The sequence below is a fragment of the uncultured Pseudophaeobacter sp. genome (assembly GCA_905479575.1).
Taxonomy (GTDB): domain Bacteria; phylum Pseudomonadota; class Alphaproteobacteria; order Rhodobacterales; family Rhodobacteraceae; genus Pseudophaeobacter.
This window is the reverse complement of record CAJQNB010000070.1, coordinates 1-15,941: the sequence shown is the minus strand read 5'-3', so window position 1 is coordinate 15,941 and position 15,941 is coordinate 1. Positions and strand designations below refer to the sequence as shown.

Genomic DNA, 15,941 nt, shown 5'->3' with positions numbered 1-15,941 from the left:
GTGATTGGCAATGTCGGCTTTCTTGGCGTTCCGATGCTGATCCTGTTGATGGGCGAGGCCGCTGTCGGCCCGGTGATGCAGGTGCTGGCGGTCGATCTCATTGTATTTGGCTCTCTGATCGTGATCCTGATCACCGGCTCTCGCGATGGCCGGATGCGCATTGGTGTCCTGCGCACAGTCGGGATCGGCCTGTTAAAGAACCCGATGATCGTGTCAATTGTTCTTGGGTTGACCTGGTCCGCCTTCGCCCTGCCGATTCCAGCACCGATGAATGATTTTCTGTCGCTGCTGGGGGGGGCCGCGACGCCCGGTGCGCTGTTTGCCATTGGCGCGTCATTGGCAGGTAAATCCGCCGAGCGTCCGTTTGTTGCAGGTTGGCTATCGCTGTGCAAACTTGTTCTGCACCCGGCTGCGGTGGCGATATCTGCTCTTCTGATCTTTCAGATCGAACCTTACGCCGCTGCTGTGATGATCGCCACAGCGTCTCTTCCGGTGGCAGGTAATGTCTATATTCTGGCCCAGCATTACGGCGTCGCACCACAGCGTGTATCAGCCTCAATTCTGATCTCGACGGTGGTTGCGGTACTCACCGTGTCGCTTGTGGTCGGTTGGGTGACGCTGCTTTACTGAATAAGGTCACCTATGGGACAAACCACACCAACATATCAGGCGTTGCCACTGCCCGACCGTCAGACTCTGAGTGATGACAAGGCTTTTCACCGCACACAGACCTATCTTGATGTTATGCGCCGCCGCAAAACCCAAGAAACCTTTGAAACACATCATGACTGTCTTTAATGGCAATCAAAACGAAAGGGATTAACCATGCAAACCGTTTCCGAAAACGCCTGCTTTGGCGGCACGCAGGGGGTTTATACCCATACGTCACAGGTCTGCCGTTGCGATATGACATTCGGACTGTTCCTGCCGGTTGAGGCGCGCGATGGCCCGGTTCCGGTTCTTTGGTACCTGTCCGGTCTCACCTGCACACACGAAAACGCCATGACCAAGGCCGGCGCCCAGGCCTGGTGCGCCGAACAGGGCATCGCCATCGTGTTTCCCGACACCAGCCCCCGTGGGGAAGGGGTCGCGGATGACGCGGCCTATGATCTGGGCCAGGGCGCGGGCTTTTACGTCAACGCCACCCAAGAGCCCTGGGCGGCGCACTACCAGATGTGGGACTATATCGCCGAAGAGCTGCCCGCGCTGCTGGCGGAAAACTTTGCCATCGACCTGGACCGCCAGGCCATCACCGGCCACTCCATGGGCGGCCACGGCGCACTGACCTTGGCGATGAGCCTGCCCGGCAGGTTCAAATCGGTCTCGGCCTTCGCGCCGATCTGCAATCCAACCGGCGCCGACTGGGGCCGCAAGCAGCTCACCGCCTATCTGGGCGAGGATGAGACCACCTGGGCCAAGCATGATGCCTCATTGATGATGCGGGAGACAGGGTTTGACGGACCGGTGCTGATTGATACCGGCACCACCGACCAGTTCATCGACCTGTTGCGCCCCGAAGCCCTGGCCGCCGCCCTGGCTGAAAAGCGGCAAGAGGCCACCCTGCGCCTGCAGCCGGGCTATGACCACAGCTATTTCTTTGTCTCCAGCTTCATGGAAGATCACGTCACCTTCCACGCCGAAGCCCTGTACCGGGATTAAACCATGAACACTGCCGCCTCCCCTACGATGACCGATTTCGACTACGACCTGGTGATTATCGGCTCCGGCCCCTCGGGGCGGACCGCTGCCATCCAGGCCGGCAAGCTCAAACGCCGGGTGCTGGTCATCGACCGGGCAGACCGGCTGGGCGGGGTTTCGGTCCATACCGGCACTGTGCCCTCCAAAACCCTGCGCGAAACCGTGCTGAACCTTTCTGGCTGGCGCGAGCGCAGCTTTTATGGCCGCTCCTACCGGGTCAAAGACCAAATTGCCGCCGAAGACCTGAAGGCCCGACTGCATATGACCCTGGACCACGAGGTCGATGTGCTGGAGCACCAGTTCAACCGCAACCACGTGGAATGGCTGGCCGGTCTGGCCAAATTCATTGGCCCAAATGAGGTCGAAGTCGCCACCGAGGCCGGGGACACCAGCCGGATCACCGCAGAGAAGTTCCTGATTGCCACCGGCACCCGCACCTACCGGCCAAAGGATGTGCCTTTTAACGGTAAAACCGTTGTCGACGGCGATGAGTTCCTGGATATGGCTGCGATCCCGCGCTCGCTGGTAGTTGTTGGAGCCGGCGTCATCGGGGTGGAATATGCCACCATGTTTTCGACCTTGGACGTGCGCGTTACGCTGATTGAACCCCGCGACAGCTTTCTGGATTTCATCGACAGCACCCTGATCCAGGATTTCACCCATCAGATCCGTGAAAACGGTGTTGATCTGCGCCTTGGCTCTCCCATCGACACGATCGAGGACGCGGGCAGCCATATCGAGGTCTCGCTGAACAATGGCCGTCATGTCCGCGGTGAAATGCTGCTGTTTGCCGCCGGGCGCATGGGCAATACCGATGGGCTGAACCTTGATGCCGTTGGGCTTGAGACCGATCACCGGGGCCGTCTCAGCGTCGAGCGCAAGACCTATCAAACCGCCGTGCCGCATATCTATGCCACTGGCGATGTCATCGGCCACCCGTCGCTGGCCTCCACCTCGTTGCAGCAGGGCCGTGTTGCCGCCTGCCACGCGCTGGAAACGCCCACCCTGCCGGAAAGCCCCTGGTACCCCTATGGCATCTATTCGGTGCCAGAGATGTCCACCTGCGGCATGTCCGAAGAGGAACTGCAAGAGCGCGGCATCCACTACGAAATCGGCGTCGCCCGCTTCCGCGAGACCTCGCGCGGGCATATCATGGGGCTGGAACACGGCATGCTGAAGATGCTGATCAGCCTCAAAACTCGCCGGGTTCTGGGGGTGCAGATCGTCGGCGAGGGCGCGACCGAGCTGATCCACATCGGCCAGGCGGTGATGAACCTGCAGGGCACCGTGGACTACTTTGTCCAGAACACCTTCAACTACCCCACCCTGGCCGAGGCCTATAAGATCGCCGGGCTGGATGCCTTTAACCGGATGCCCATCCCAGAGGAGTTCAAGGCGAAAAAGCCTGCAAAATCGACTGCACAGGCCCCGGCCAAAGCCTCAACCAAAGCCCCAACCAAAGCCAAGGATAAACCCGCCGAGGCCAGCAAAGACACTGACGAAAAGACAGCCAAGTGAGCGCGCTCTATATTGATGCGGATGCCTGCCCGGTCAAAGAAGAGGCCGAGCGGGTGGCCAGCCGCCACAAGCTGAAAATGTATGTGGTCTCCAACGGCGGGTTGCGCCCCTCGCGCAATCCGCTGGTGGAGAATATTATCGTCTCCGAAGGCGCCGATGTCGCCGACATGTGGATCGCCGAGCGCTGCGGCACCGGCGATGTGGTTGTCACTGGCGACATCCCCCTGGCGGCCAAATGTATCGAAACCGGCGCCCAGGTGCTGCGCCACAATGGCGAACGCTTCACCCCGGCCAATATCGGCCAGCAACTGGCGATGCGCGATCTGATGGCCGACCTGCGGGCCGCCAATCCGCTGGGGGCCGGCGGCTCCGGCAAGGGCTTTACCAAGGCGGATCGGTCGCGTTTTCTGGACGCATTGGAACGCGAGATCCGCGCCGCAAAGTCAGCAACCTGAGTGTAAGAAACCCTTTTACAAAAGCGATTTTTGCACTGTCTGGGACATGGCGCTGCACTCTGTGATTACACCGGCGCAGAATTGGCCGGGATGAGCCGCCGCCAGGCTGACAGGATCCGTCGCCTCCAGCAGGTCGCGGGTCAAGGAGGGCCGCAAGGCCCCCGCGTCAGCGGCTTGTCCTTGAGGCGGGATCTGTTGGTATAGACTGGAGGCGGCGTGTTTGAAGGGCAGCATGCCCCCTCAAACCGCTTCTCAGCAAATAAAATTTCTGCCAGCCACAGGTGCAGGAGCTGGCACTGCTAAATCTTTTCCGCGCCAGCCCCGTGCCGCCATTGCCCCAGCCCGGTTTTTGCGCGATGCATTTCCCTGTAGCGCACAGGGAGGCTTTGATGAGCGACACGATGAAAGTCAGCCTCCTTGGGCTCATGGCTGCTGCCGGCTCAGCCATTTGCTTTTCCATCATCGACGTCTTGGTCAAATTCCTGTCCGGGGATTATCCGCTCTATCAGGTGGTGTTGCTGCGCTCCTTGGTGGCGATGCCGATCCTGCTGCTGATCATCGTACCACTGGAGGGCGGTTTTCACGTCTTGCGCACCCGCCAGCCCAAACTGCACCTGATCCGCTGTTGCGCGGTGTTGTTTGCCAATATCTGTTTTTATACCGGGCTTGTCACCATGCCCATGGCCGATGCGGTGGCGATTGCCTTTGCCACGCCTCTGATCGTCACCCTGCTGTCGGTGGTGCTGTTGGGCGAACGCCCCGGCATCTGGCGCTGGAGCGCCGTTGCAGTGGGCTTTGTCGGCGTGTTGATCATCATGCGCCCCGGTCCCGGCACCTTTCAAGCCGCTGCCCTATTGCCGTTCTTTGGCGCCTGCGGCTATGCCACCCTGCATGTTCTAACCCGCCGCGCCGGCGGTGCCGACAGCCCTGCGGCGCTGACCTTTTATCCCTCGCTGGCCTTTATGACTGTCAGCGCCCTTGTCGGGCTCACCACCGGAGATGGCCGCTTTGCCACGGGTGACAGCGCCGCGCTGGATTTCATCCTGCGTGCCTGGATCTGGCCCGCCGCAGACGATTGGTGGGCCTTTGTCGCCCTTGGGCTGACCGCCTCTATCGGTGGCTATCTGATCAGTTTTGCCTATCGCCAGTGTGAAGCTGGGCTGGTCGCCCCCTTTGAATACATCGCCATGCCCCTGGCGGTGCTCTGGGGTATACTGGTGTTTCAGGAATGGCCCGATTTGCCGGTCTGGCTCGGAAGCGGCTTGATCATTGGCGCCGGTCTTGTTTCCCTCTGGCGCGAGACCCGCAACAACCGCCCGCCCAGTCGCCCACGGCCCCGCTCCACAGGATAGGAAACAGCAGCCCCATGACCATTGAAGCCGTCGTTTTTGATATCGGCAATGTGCTGATCCAATGGGATCCCGAACGGTTCTATGACGCCCGTCTCGGCGTTGAGGCCCGCAAACGCCTGTTTGCCGAGGTGCCACTGCACGACATGAACCTTGACCTGGATCGCGGCGCCCCCTTTCGCGCCTCGGTCTATGATCTCGCCGATCAGCACCCCACCTGGGCCGAAGAAATACGCCACTGGCACGACAGCTGGCTGGCGTTTGCCCACGCCGATATCCCGCAGTCGGTCCGACTGCTGCGCGCCCTGCGGGCCAAGGGTGTGCCGGTTCTGGCCCTCAGCAACTTTGGCATCGGCACCTTTGAAGTCGCCGTCACAGCCTATCCCTTTCTGGCTGAGTTTGATCAATCCTACATCTCGGGCCATCTGGGCTGTATCAAGCCCGATGCCGAGATCTACCAGCATCTGGAGCAGGGGGCAGGCCTCCCTGCGAACCATCTGCTGTTTGCCGATGACCGCCCTGAAAATATCGCCGCCGCCGAGGCCCGCGGTTGGCAGGGCCATCTTTTCACCACCCCCCAGGCCTGGGCCGCGCGCCTGGTCGAGGCCGGATTACTCTCAGAACAGGACGCCCAATGAGCATTCCCATGATCACCTTTGACGCCGGCGAAGCCCTGCTGGACTGGATCGACTTCACCAAGGCCCTGACCCGAGGCCACGATCTGCCCAAGGCCGAGATCGGCGATACCTTTCTGTACCGCGACCCGGATACGCTGCTCAGCCGCTCTGCCTGGATTGATGGCATGGGGCTGGCGGTCAAAACCGCCAATATCTTCCCGCGCAACCCTGATGCGGGCAAGCCGATGATCAATGGCTCGGTCTGTCTGTATTCGGATCTCGACGGCACGCTGGAAGCGCTGGTGGATTTCCATCTGGTGACCAAATGGAAGACCGCAGGCGACAGTCTGCTCGGCGCGCTGCAGCTGGCCAACCCCGACAGCCGCGAGGTGCTGATTGTCGGCGCCGGCACCGTTGCCGGATCGCTGGTTGAGGCCTTTGGCACCGCCTACCCGCAGGCGCAGATCCGCATCTGTAACCGCACCCAATCCAAGGCCGAAGAGCTGGCGGCGCGCTACCCCGGCACCGCCGTTGCCACCGATCTTGAAGCAGCGATCAAAGCGGCAGATATCATCGTCACCTCAACCATGTCCTCCAGCCCGGTGATCAAGGGGGAGTGGCTGCGCCCCGGCCAGCATCTGAACATGATCGGCGCCTATCGCCCCGACATGCGCGAGGCAGATGATACCGCCCTGACCCGCGCGCAGATCTACTGCGACAGCTTTGACACCACCCTGGATCATATCGGCGAGTTCAAGATCCCGCTGGCCGAGGGCGTGATCCAGCGCAGCGATGTGCTGGCGGATTTCTACAGCATCGACCAGTTTCCGGCCTATGACCCTGCCGCGATCACCCTGTTCAAAAACGGCGGCGGCGCCCATCTCGATCTGATGACCAGCCATCACGTTCTGGAGAAATGGAAAGCCGCCGCATGAGCTGGCTGCTGCTCTCCGGTCTGCTGTTTCTTGGCCTGCTGTTGCTGGGCCTGCTGTTGCTGGTGCGGGAGCGGTGGCGCAGGACCATGGGGCCTGGGGCGCGCAATGCCGCACCGGGGCGCTTTGCCCGCCTTTCGCGCGGGCTCACTCATTATCAATGGCACGGCCCCACGCGCGGGCCCATTGCGGTCTGCGTGCATGGGCTCACCACGCCCTCTTTTGTCTGGGGCGGTCTTGCCGAGGGGCTGGTGGCCCAAGGCTACCGCGTGCTGACCTATGATCTCTACGGACGTGGCTTTTCTGACCGCCCCGCAGGGGCGCAGGACAAAGCGTTCTTTGTCACCCAGCTGGAAGAGATGCTGGCGCATGAAGGGATCACCGAAGATTTTACCCTGGTGGGCTATTCCATGGGCGGCGCCATCGCCACGGCCTATACCGCAACCCATCCCGACCGCATCCGCACGCTGGTGCTGCTGGCCTCAGCCGGGCTGAAAACCGAACCGGGCAAGATGGGGCGCTTCATCCGGGACCACAGCCCCCTGGGCGACTGGCTGATGCTGGCGCTTTTCCCCCATCTTCATCGCCGTGGCTGTGAGGCAGAGCGCGCCCTGCCCTCTTCGGTGCCCGGCATCGTCGATCTGCAGAAAAACGAGCTGCGCTACAAAGGCTTTGTGCCAGCGGTTCTGGCCTCATTGCGCGGCATCCTGGCCGAAGACAGGGGCGATGATCTGCGCCAAATCCATCGCAGCGGCGTACCGATCCTGGCGATCTGGGGGGATGCGGACCAGGTGATCCCCATCAGCGCGGTTGGGCGGATGACCGAACAGGCGCGCTCTGCCCGTCAGGAGGTCATCAAATCCGCCGGCCATGGGTTGCCCTACACCCATACCCAGGAGGTGCTGGAGATCATCGCTGCCAACAGTCGCAACCGGCTTGACTAAAGGCGCAGGACAGCGCGGTCTTTGCGCTTAGAGGGGGGGGCGACTTTGCCATATCAGCGCAGGTCAGGCGGCCTGCGCCATCGGGGCTTTCTCCCGTACCGGCAGATGCACCACGGCGCTAAAGGCCCCGACCGCCACGCCAATCCACCAGACAAAGGTGTAATCGCCGTAGACATCATACATCCGCCCGCCCAGCCAAACGCCTAAGAAACCGCCCAGCTGGTGGCTGAAGAACACAATGCCGTAAAGCGTACCCATGTAGCGCAGCCCGTAAAGATGCGCGATCAGGCCAGAGGTCAGCGGCACCGTGGCCAGCCAAAGTGATCCCATGACCACCGAGAAGATGATCACGCTCATCGGGGTGATCGGCAGCAGGATAAACATCGCCGCCACCACCGTGCGCGCCGTGTAGATCCCCGCCAGCAGGTATTTCTTGCTATAGCGATTGCCCAGCCAGCCGGCAAACAGCGTGCCGCCCACATTGGCCGCGCCAATCAGAGCAATCGACACCGCTCCCAGGGCAGAGGTGGTGGTAATACCAATGCTATGCAGCGCCCCACCCGGTAGGATCGGCCCGCACATTTCAGTGACAAAGGCGGGAAAATGCGCGGTGATAAAGGCCAGCTGATAGCCGCAGGAAAAGAACCCGAGGAAGATCAGGGTAAAAGACGGATCCTTAAAGGCCTGCTTCAGGACAGATCCCATACTGGCCTCAAGCTCGGCCTTGCTGGCCGCCTGCGGCGCGCGCATTAGCGGCAGGGTCAAAATGAGGGCCAGTACTGCACCGGCAAAGACCAAGAACACCGATTGCCAGCTCATCATCGACAGCAAAAACTCCGCTGTTGGCGCGCCAATGATCTGGCCAGCAGACCCGGCAGCGGTGACAATCGCCAACGACATCGACCGGTTTGCATCAGAGCTGGCCCGCCCCACCACCGCCAAAACCACGCCAAAGCCGGTGCCGGCGATGCCAAAACCCACCAGCCATTCATAGGCCTGCATTTCAAGCGGCGTGGTGGCACCAGAGCTGAGCACCAGCCCGGCAGCATAGATGATCGCCCCCAGAACAATGGCCTTACGATCGCCGATCTTTTCTGCCAGCGCGCCAAAAATCGGCTGGCCAATCCCCCAGGCCAGATTCTGGATGGCGATGGCCAGGGAAAACTCGGCCCGCAGCCAGCCAAATTCCTCGGCGATAGGGATCTGAAACACCCCAAAGGAAGCCCGCACAGCAAAGCTGGCCATGATAATAACGCAGCCGACAATCAAGACCGGCGTAAAAAGGGGCGCAGCACTGCGGGGCATAGGGTTTTCTCCTGATCAGACTGGCGAGAGTAGGGAAAATCTCCCCCCGGTCAAATCAAAGATATTGCTTACCCAGTTAAGCAAATTTGATGTGAGAGTTTACGAAAGGCCAACGATCTCTAATAGAACGGAGTCATACGCGCCATATGAGCCTTCAATAGGGATTCTGGTAGCCTTGCGCCTTTCTCCCCACGGATCACAGTCACAAGTTTCACCTGCCCCACGTCATACTCGGGATAAAAAACACCATTTCAGTGACCTCTTCGTGGCCCATCTCATACTGAAAGCGAAACCCGTGCAGGACCATGCTCCATCCTATTCTACGGTGAGAGACACAACGCCCATCCCTGTCGGCAACAAGATTTGCACAAAACTGCTTTCGTTCCGCAAGGTAGCGCTGTGAAGCCGAGCCATAGTCACCAGGACCATAGGGGACAGCTCTTTCCAGGCGCGCCACAACCGGGCCCTCGCAAGTCAAGCAGACGTATTCAATAGCCTCCGGCAAGACTGTGATCTCCCAGTCACCACTCTCTTTCATGTGTTTGAACAAGGTCGAACCTGTAAGAAGGGAAAACTGATTATCGCGGGCAGAAACGGGCGCGGCAGCCCAAAGGCCCGATAAAGCAAAAAGCAAGAGCCTCGCCGCATGGGGCCAAAAGGACAATTTGATCTGTTGCATAAAGCGTCCTGTCTCCCCCCGGCACAGCAGTGACGTTAGACAGCTTTTTCTCCTCTGTCACTCCACAGGCACCTGCACTGGCTTCCCATCCCTGCGCCTTCGCGGTAAGCCTAGCCCATGACCAATCTCAGCACGCTTTACGCCCAAAAGATTGCCGATGGCGATCTGCGCCCCGACCCTGCCCAGGAGGCGGTTCTGCCGCAATTCGACCGGATCTCAGCCGGCGTGAAGGCCGAGCCGGTGAAACGTGGCTTGTTTCGCCGCGCCAGCCCGCCGCCTGCGCCAAAAGGTCTGTATCTGTGGGGCGGCGTGGGGCGTGGCAAATCCATGTTAATGGATCTCTTTGTCGACAGCCTCGGCGATATCCCGTCCCGGCGGGTGCATTTCCATGCCTTCATGCAGGAGATCCACGCCAAGATGCACGATGCCCGTCAGCAGGGGGTGCAGGACGCGCTGGCGCCGGTGGCGCAGGAGGTGGCGGACTCGGTGCGGGTCCTGGCCTTTGACGAGATGCAGATCTCTGACATCACCGATGCGATGATTGTCGGACGCCTGTTCGAGGCCCTTTTTGCGGCGGATGTCTGCGTGGTGACCACGTCCAACCGATTGCCCGATGAGCTTTATAAAAACGGGCTGAACCGGCAGCTGTTTTTGCCCTTCATCGACCTGATCAAGGAAAAGATGGAAATCTGGGAAATGGTCAGCCCGGTGGATTACCGCCAGGACCGCCTGAAGGGCAGCGAGGTCTATTTTGCGCCGGCGGATGCACAGGCCCGCGCCAGCCTGCAGGCCATCTGGGAGGATCTCTCCGGGGGCGATGCACAACCGCTTACCCTAGAGGTAAAGGGGCGCGAAGTGGTCCTGCCGGCCTTTCGCAATGGTGTGGCCCGGGCGCGTTTCTTTGATCTCTGCGGCAAGATGCTCGGCCCAGGGGATTATCTCGCCATTGCCGAAGAGGTGAAGGTCCTGGTGCTGGAGGATATCCCCCGGCTCAGCCGTAACAACTTCAACGAGGCTAAGCGCTTTGTCACCCTGATTGATGCCCTGTATGAGGCGCGGGTCCGGCTGATCTGCTCGGCCGCAGCAGAGCCAGAGTTTCTCTATGTCGAAGGGGATGGCGCCTTTGAGTTTGAGCGCACAGCCTCGCGCCTACGCGAGATGCAGGACCAGGATTGGGGCCAGGCAGAGTAAATGGGCTTTGCCCCCTTACAGCACCGGCGCTCAGCTCCAGGATATTTTGGGCCAAATGAATGCGCCACCGCGCCGCGTCAGCGGCGCCGGGCCCAACGGGCGAGGATCATTCTGCAAGAATGATCCAAGACGGGCGGGAGCCCCCCCCCCCTCGCCGGACCTGATCAGCCGTTTTCACGCAGGATATGGCCTGCAAGGTAAAGGGAGCCACAGATCAGCACGCGGCAGTCTGGCGCTTTTTGCAAAATTGCCTGCAAAGCCTCTGCAGCGTTTGCGGCGGTTGTGGCCTGCAGCCCCACCGATTGCGCGGCGGACTGGGTTGCCTCGGCTGGCAGGGTGTTGACTTCATCAGGGATTGAGATGGCTGTAAGGCTCCGGGCCTGCCGGGCCAGGGGCGCCAGATATCCGCTGACATCCTTGGTGTTGAGCATCCCGCAAATCAGATGGGTCGGCCGCTTCGGCAGCCCCGCCAGGACCTGTTCCAGCGCCAGCCCGGCCGCTGCATTGTGGCCGCCATCCAACCAGAGCTCGGCCTGTCCTGCCGCCGCAACCAGCGGACCGGATGTCAGCCGCTGCATTCGTGCAGGCCAGCGCGCCTGTGTCATGGCCGCCTCGCAGGCGGCTTCATCCGCGCCCAGGTGGCGCAGGGCGGCAAGCGCCGCGCCGGCATTTTGCACCTGATGCGCCCCCAAAAGCGTCGGCATCGGCAGGTCCAGCAGGCCACGCTCATCCTGAAACACCAGCCGGTCGCGCTCCTGGCTCACATGCCACTGCTGACCAGAGGCAATCAACGGAGCCCCCAGACGCGCAGCTGTGGCCTCGATGACCTCCAGGGCCTCATCCGGTTGCGGGCCGACAACCACCGGCACCCCACGTTTGATAATCCCCGCCTTCTCGGTGGCAATCTTGGTCAGGGTATCGCCGAGGAATTGTTCGTGATCAATGGAGATCGGCGTGATCACCGTGAGCGCTGGTTGGGCAATTACATTGGTGGCATCCAACCGCCCGCCCAGGCCCACCTCCAACAGGGTGTAATCCGCCGCCGTGCGGGCAAAGGCCAGAAGAGCAGCCACTGTGGTGATTTCAAAATAGGTGATGCTCTCATCGCCATTGGTCGCGTAGCATTCATCCAGCACCTCGGTGAGATGCTGTTCTGTGATCAGCTCTCCTGCCAGACGGATACGTTCATGGAAACGCGCCAGATGCGGCGAGGTATAGGCATGCACGGATTTTCCCCAGCCTTCCAGCCCGGCGCGGATCATCGCCTGGGTTGACCCCTTGCCATTGGTGCCGGCCAGGTGGATCACCGGAGGCAGCTTGTCCTGCGGATTGTCCAGACGTTCCAGCAGGCGCCAGACCCGGTCAAGAGTCAGGTCGATGATCTTGGGGTGCAGCGCCAACATACGGGCAAGGATGGCGTCAGATGTCGGCTGGGTCATGGGGCACACTCAACGGCAGCAAGAGGGGGAGGACGGGATCAGCAAAACGACAAACGGCCCACCCAAGAAAGGCGGGCCGCGTCAAAACACTATAGGGTCAATCAGCTCTCTGTCGCAGCTGTTTCTGCGGCATCTTCTGCCTCATTCGCGGCTTCTGGGTCAGCAACCGGCGCGGGCAGATCCCCAACCACCTGCGGCGAAAGCCCCATCAACATGCGGATAATGGTGATCAGCTCGGCGCGCATTTCGGTGCGCGGGATCACCCGGTCCAGCATGCCGTGATCCAGCAGATATTCCGCCCGCTGAAAACCCTCGGGGAGCTTTTCGCGAATGGTCTGTTCGATCACCCGGGGACCGGCAAAACAGATCAGCGCGTTGGGTTCGGAGATATGCACATCGCCCAGCATCGCATAAGAGGCGGTGACACCGCCGGTGGTGGGATGGGTCAACACCACGATATAGGGCAGGTTGGCCTCTTTCAGCATCTGCACCGCCACCGTGGTGCGGGGCATCTGCATCAGCGACAGGATGCCTTCCTGCATGCGCGCGCCGCCAGCAGCCGAGAACAGCACCAGCGGGCGGCCCAGCCTGACGGCCTCTTCGGCGGCAGCGATAATCGCGTTGCCCACATACATGCCCATGGAGCCCCCCATAAAGGAGAAATCCTGCGCCGCAGCGATGATTGGCGTGCGGCCAATTTCACCGGACGCCACCAGCATGGCCTCTTTTTCGTCGGTCTTTTTCTGCGCCGCCTTCATCCGGTCAGGATATTTTTTCTGATCGCGGAACTTCAGCGGGTCGGTGATTGGCTCTGGCACCGCAACCTCAGAGAACACGCCGCCATCAAACAGCGCGGCAAAGCGATCGCGCGGAGTAATATGCATATGGTGGCCGCAGCTGGTGCAGACGTTCTGATTATCGCTCAGCTCACGGTGAAACAGCATGGTGCCGCATTCACTGCATTTCTGCCAAAGATTCTCGGGCACTTCGCGACGCGAAAACAGCGAGTTGATCGTTGGGCGGACGTAGTTGGTGATCCAGTTCATATCATGCCTCTAGCGGGAGCCAGTTTGGACCCCAGATAAGCTGCCTTGCGCCGAATTGCAATCAGCGCCGTATCGCCAGCCGTGCCACCAACCACAGGACCAGTGACGTCGCGCAGTCAACCCACAGCCAGGGGCGCAGTGCCGCCACATCCGACAACTCATAGGGCAGCAGGTAAAGCGCCAGCCCATGCAGACTGCTGGGCGACCCCAGGATCAACAAGGCCGCGATATTGTTGACAAAATGCACCGCAATGGCAGGCCCCAGGGTGCCGGCACGGGCGGTGAGATCCGCCATCAGCAGGCCAAACCCCGTGGCCCACAGGCACAAAAGCAGGGCATTTTCCCCGGCCTCTTGCGGCATGTAATGCGCCGCGCCAAACAGCGCCGAAGGCAGCCCCAGCCAAATCACCGGATGACGAAACCGCGCCGCCAGCACCTGTTGCAGATAGCCGCGAAACACCAGTTCTTCGGCGCTGACCTGGATCAGCAGGGCCAAAAGTGACAGCGGCAGCAGGCCAAGCCAAAGCTGCCAGTGCAGGTTGGCCACGAGTGGTGCGCCAAAATCATAGGGAGGCAAAATCATGATAACCACAAAGACAGCCGCCACCCCCAGACAGGTCCGGGTAAACTGCTGCACCGCCAACCCCGGTGGCCCGATCAGACCAACAAGGGAGCGATCGTGCAGCAGGCGCGCCGCCAAGCCTACCCCCAGTGTCATAAACCCAAAGCTCACTAACAGGATCAACAGGGCCTCGGGGGTACTCCCCTGTTCCAATGCCAGCAACCACTCGACCGATGTAAAGCCCAGCACAACCAGAACCGTTACGATCTGCAGGCCATAGCTGACCATCGCAATCAGGCCGAGCCCCAGCAGCAGACGCCAGAGCTGCGCTCTGGATCGCCCCGGTGCCACCAGGACTTCATGGGCGGCGTAGGCAGACCTTGGGATCATCCTGGTTCATCCTCTTTTGGCTCTTTTGGCTCTATTCGCTCTTTTGGCGCAAAACCCGTGTCACTGCTGGAGACTTCAGCAGCCGTTTCTACGTCGCCTGAAAAACCCATGGCAGGCAAGCCCGCCGCGCGCACCTTGGAGGCCAGAGCCACCAGATGCCCCGAAACCGTTTCCAGCAACTGGGTGGCGACGCCCGCGTCGCTTTCGATGACCGCGCGGTATTCTTCGGCACCAATCCGCAGGAACAGGCAGGGTTCCACGGCGCGCAGGTCCATTTCACGCGGCTGCCGCAGGATCACCGCCAAATCGCCAATCAGCCGGCCCGGTTCAATCACCGCTATCGGGGCCATGTCAGCTAGCGCCTCCGGCCAGAGCAGCTCTGCCCGGCCTTCAAGACACAGATACACCGCATCGCCGCTCTCGCCGCGCGCAAAGACCAGATCGCCCTCAGCGACCCGGTGCCACTGGGCAGAAAAGGCCAGCAGCCGCTGGTTGCGCGCATCCAGTTGGGTAAACAGACCCGCCCGGCCAATCACATCCAGCTTTTGGCGGAAATCTTCGGCAACCAGCCCCTCGGAGCGATCTTTCTGACGGCGCTCGACGCCGCCGACGCGCCCGTCGATATGGCCGTCATGGATCTCGACAAACAGATCATAGCGTTCCGGGTGGCGGAACTCTTCCTCAAGGAAAATCATCGTGGTCGCGGGCATCAGTGCCCGCAGCCTGTCACGGGTGCGCAGGCGGCTGTCGGAATCATGGCTGGCGAGGGCGCGATCCAGAATCAGCACGTCCGGCCGCTTGATAGCCGCCCGGGTAAAGGCTGCGCGTTCCTGAAACACCGGATCCAGCAGCGAGCCCCCCAGGCCAGTGGGCAGATCATACAGGATCATCGCCAAGCGTTTTTGCAAGCCATGGTCCGTCACCACCTCGCTCACCAGGGCCTCCACCTGGCGCGCCTTATCCCCGGCATGCAGCGAGACTTTGCCAAACAGCGCGTTCTCCATCACCGAAAGGCGCGGCACATAGCTGCCTGCGTTCAACGGAACAAACAGCCCCTGGGACCGGGCTGTCAGCGCGCCGCCGCTGGTGGCGCGGATTTTCAGAATGCGGGCCTTGAAGGCTGCGGGAAATCCAGGGCCGATCTGTTCCGCCGAAAGCAGAAAAGGCAGCGTCATCAGCGCCGCGCGTGACGCCTCGCTCAGGCCCTGACGGCCACTGCGCGCCCCCGCCTTGCTGCGGGACTCACTGCGCCCAGCGCTCTCCAGCGCCGCGTATTCCTCGGCCGCATTGCACAGGCGACAATAGAGCTCTGCGTCCAGGCCCAGACGTTGAAACAGCGGATGATCCAGATCGTCGTGGCCAAAGGTCTTGATCAGGGTCTCGGCCACCCCCAGACCAATTTCCAGCGTTTCCTCGGCCAGCTGCTGATCCCGGATCACCTGATAAAACAACTGTCCCGGCGCCAATAGCTCCTCGGGGGCAATGTCGCGGGTCGGGGTCGCAAATAGCATATTGCTCGCCAAAGGCACCGCCGGGTTAAAGCTCTCGGGATCGAAATGCAGCACCGCGCTGTCCAGCCCGGCCTTGATCAGCCGACGCTTGATCAGCGGCCGCAGCCGTACGATGTGCTTATCCAGCAGTGGATGCGCGCCGGGTTGCAACTGGGCGTGCAGGGTGCGGCGGTGGATTCACAAACGAAGTGCAAATTCTTTACTAAAACAGAGAGTTGCACGGAGGATGAAGAATGGGAACCCACTACTGTCACCTGAAGCTGGACGAACGTCGCAAGCTTGCAAAGTGGCTTGAAGCCAAAATG

15 protein-coding genes are annotated in these 15,941 nt (G+C 61.1%); 9 read left to right on the top strand and 6 right to left on the bottom strand.

What is annotated here, in order from left to right:
* The 8 genes from QZ268_RS17315 to QZ268_RS17280 form a co-directional block, all read left to right on the top strand.
* Window positions 1-630 (top strand): AEC family transporter (locus QZ268_RS17315; RefSeq protein ID WP_295455035.1); only part of this gene is annotated, 630 nt, incomplete at its 5' end.
* Between the two features lie 195 nt (window positions 631-825).
* Window positions 826-1,659 carry an S-formylglutathione hydrolase gene (gene fghA / locus QZ268_RS17310; RefSeq protein ID WP_295455033.1) on the top strand — a complete coding sequence of 278 codons (834 nt, stop codon included), beginning with the start codon at window positions 826-828 and terminating at the stop codon, window positions 1,657-1,659.
* A 27-nt stretch (window positions 1,660-1,686) separates the two neighbouring features.
* Window positions 1,687-3,216, top strand: coding sequence for a Si-specific NAD(P)(+) transhydrogenase (gene sthA / locus QZ268_RS17305; protein WP_295455037.1), 1,530 nt, complete (start codon window positions 1,687-1,689; stop codon window positions 3,214-3,216).
* Window positions 3,213-3,671: a YaiI/YqxD family protein gene (locus QZ268_RS17300; protein WP_295455031.1), complete on the top strand. Its 459-nt coding sequence runs from the start codon at window positions 3,213-3,215 to the stop codon at window positions 3,669-3,671. The genes sthA and QZ268_RS17300 overlap by 4 nt, the downstream gene beginning before the upstream one ends.
* A 389-nt stretch (window positions 3,672-4,060) precedes the next feature.
* Window positions 4,061-5,023: a DMT family transporter gene (locus QZ268_RS17295; protein ID WP_295455029.1), complete on the top strand. Its 963-nt coding sequence runs from the start codon at window positions 4,061-4,063 to the stop codon at window positions 5,021-5,023.
* Window positions 5,024-5,037: 14 nt separating this feature from the next.
* Window positions 5,038-5,658 carry an HAD family phosphatase gene (locus QZ268_RS17290; RefSeq protein WP_295455028.1) on the top strand — a complete coding sequence of 207 codons (621 nt, stop codon included), beginning with the start codon at window positions 5,038-5,040 and terminating at the stop codon, window positions 5,656-5,658.
* Window positions 5,655-6,572, top strand: coding sequence for an NAD(P)-binding domain-containing protein (locus tag QZ268_RS17285; RefSeq protein ID WP_295455027.1), 918 nt, complete (start codon window positions 5,655-5,657; stop codon window positions 6,570-6,572). Before QZ268_RS17290 ends, QZ268_RS17285 begins: the two co-directional genes overlap by 4 nt.
* Complete coding sequence (locus QZ268_RS17280) at window positions 6,569-7,513, top strand: alpha/beta hydrolase (protein ID WP_295455025.1); 945 nt, start codon at window positions 6,569-6,571, stop codon at window positions 7,511-7,513. The genes QZ268_RS17285 and QZ268_RS17280 overlap by 4 nt, the downstream gene beginning before the upstream one ends.
* A gap of 63 nt (window positions 7,514-7,576) precedes the next feature.
* Here QZ268_RS17280 and QZ268_RS17275 read toward each other — a convergent pair whose 3' ends face one another.
* Together QZ268_RS17275 and QZ268_RS17270 are read right to left on the bottom strand one after the other, a co-directional pair.
* Window positions 7,577-8,818, bottom strand: a complete 1,242-nt coding sequence (locus tag QZ268_RS17275) for an MFS transporter (protein WP_295455024.1) — start codon at window positions 8,816-8,818, stop codon at window positions 7,577-7,579.
* Between the two features lie 211 nt (window positions 8,819-9,029).
* Window positions 9,030-9,497 carry a hypothetical protein gene (locus tag QZ268_RS17270; RefSeq protein WP_295455022.1) on the bottom strand — a complete coding sequence of 156 codons (468 nt, stop codon included), beginning with the start codon at window positions 9,495-9,497 and terminating at the stop codon, window positions 9,030-9,032.
* A 117-nt stretch (window positions 9,498-9,614) separates the two neighbouring features.
* Between QZ268_RS17270 and zapE the strand changes: the two genes are divergently transcribed.
* A complete protein-coding gene (zapE, locus tag QZ268_RS17265; RefSeq protein ID WP_295455020.1) occupies window positions 9,615-10,688 on the top strand; it encodes a cell division protein ZapE in 1,074 nt (357 codons plus the stop codon).
* Window positions 10,689-10,852: 164 nt separating this feature from the next.
* Here zapE and QZ268_RS17260 read toward each other — a convergent pair whose 3' ends face one another.
* The 4 genes from QZ268_RS17260 to QZ268_RS17245 all read right to left on the bottom strand — a co-directional run bounded on the left by QZ268_RS17260 (window position 10,853) and on the right by QZ268_RS17245 (window position 15,786).
* Entirely contained in the window at window positions 10,853-12,127 is a 1,275-nt protein-coding gene (locus tag QZ268_RS17260) for a folylpolyglutamate synthase/dihydrofolate synthase family protein (RefSeq protein WP_295455018.1), read from the bottom strand.
* A gap of 101 nt (window positions 12,128-12,228) precedes the next feature.
* Entirely contained in the window at window positions 12,229-13,173 is a 945-nt protein-coding gene (gene accD / locus QZ268_RS17255) for an acetyl-CoA carboxylase, carboxyltransferase subunit beta (RefSeq protein ID WP_295455017.1), read from the bottom strand.
* Window positions 13,174-13,234: 61 nt separating this feature from the next.
* A complete protein-coding gene (locus QZ268_RS17250; RefSeq protein ID WP_295455015.1) occupies window positions 13,235-14,125 on the bottom strand; it encodes a CPBP family intramembrane glutamic endopeptidase in 891 nt (296 codons plus the stop codon).
* Window positions 14,122-15,786, bottom strand: a complete 1,665-nt coding sequence (locus QZ268_RS17245) for a cyclic nucleotide-binding domain-containing protein (protein WP_295455013.1) — start codon at window positions 15,784-15,786, stop codon at window positions 14,122-14,124. The genes QZ268_RS17250 and QZ268_RS17245 overlap by 4 nt, the downstream gene beginning before the upstream one ends.
* Window positions 15,787-15,941: the final 155 nt, after the last annotated feature.

Bases quoted from the DNA above. Each gene is read 5' to 3' on its own strand.
- QZ268_RS17280 (WP_295455025.1), top strand. From the start codon at position 6,569: ATGAGCTGGCTGCTGCTCTCCGGTCTGCTGTTTCTTGGCCTGCTGTTG.
- accD (WP_295455017.1), bottom strand. From the start codon at position 13,173: ATGAACTGGATCACCAACTACGTCCGCCCAACGATCAACTCGCTGTTT.
- zapE (WP_295455020.1), top strand. From the start codon at position 9,615: ATGACCAATCTCAGCACGCTTTACGCCCAAAAGATTGCCGATGGCGAT.
- QZ268_RS17250 (WP_295455015.1), bottom strand. From the start codon at position 14,125: ATGATCCCAAGGTCTGCCTACGCCGCCCATGAAGTCCTGGTGGCACCG.
- QZ268_RS17295 (WP_295455029.1), top strand. From the start codon at position 4,061: ATGAGCGACACGATGAAAGTCAGCCTCCTTGGGCTCATGGCTGCTGCC.
- QZ268_RS17275 (WP_295455024.1), bottom strand. From the start codon at position 8,818: ATGCCCCGCAGTGCTGCGCCCCTTTTTACGCCGGTCTTGATTGTCGGC.
- fghA (WP_295455033.1), top strand. From the start codon at position 826: ATGCAAACCGTTTCCGAAAACGCCTGCTTTGGCGGCACGCAGGGGGTT.
- QZ268_RS17290 (WP_295455028.1), top strand. From the start codon at position 5,038: ATGACCATTGAAGCCGTCGTTTTTGATATCGGCAATGTGCTGATCCAA.
- QZ268_RS17270 (WP_295455022.1), bottom strand. From the start codon at position 9,497: ATGCAACAGATCAAATTGTCCTTTTGGCCCCATGCGGCGAGGCTCTTG.
- QZ268_RS17260 (WP_295455018.1), bottom strand. From the start codon at position 12,127: ATGACCCAGCCGACATCTGACGCCATCCTTGCCCGTATGTTGGCGCTG.
- QZ268_RS17285 (WP_295455027.1), top strand. From the start codon at position 5,655: ATGAGCATTCCCATGATCACCTTTGACGCCGGCGAAGCCCTGCTGGAC.
- sthA (WP_295455037.1), top strand. From the start codon at position 1,687: ATGACCGATTTCGACTACGACCTGGTGATTATCGGCTCCGGCCCCTCG.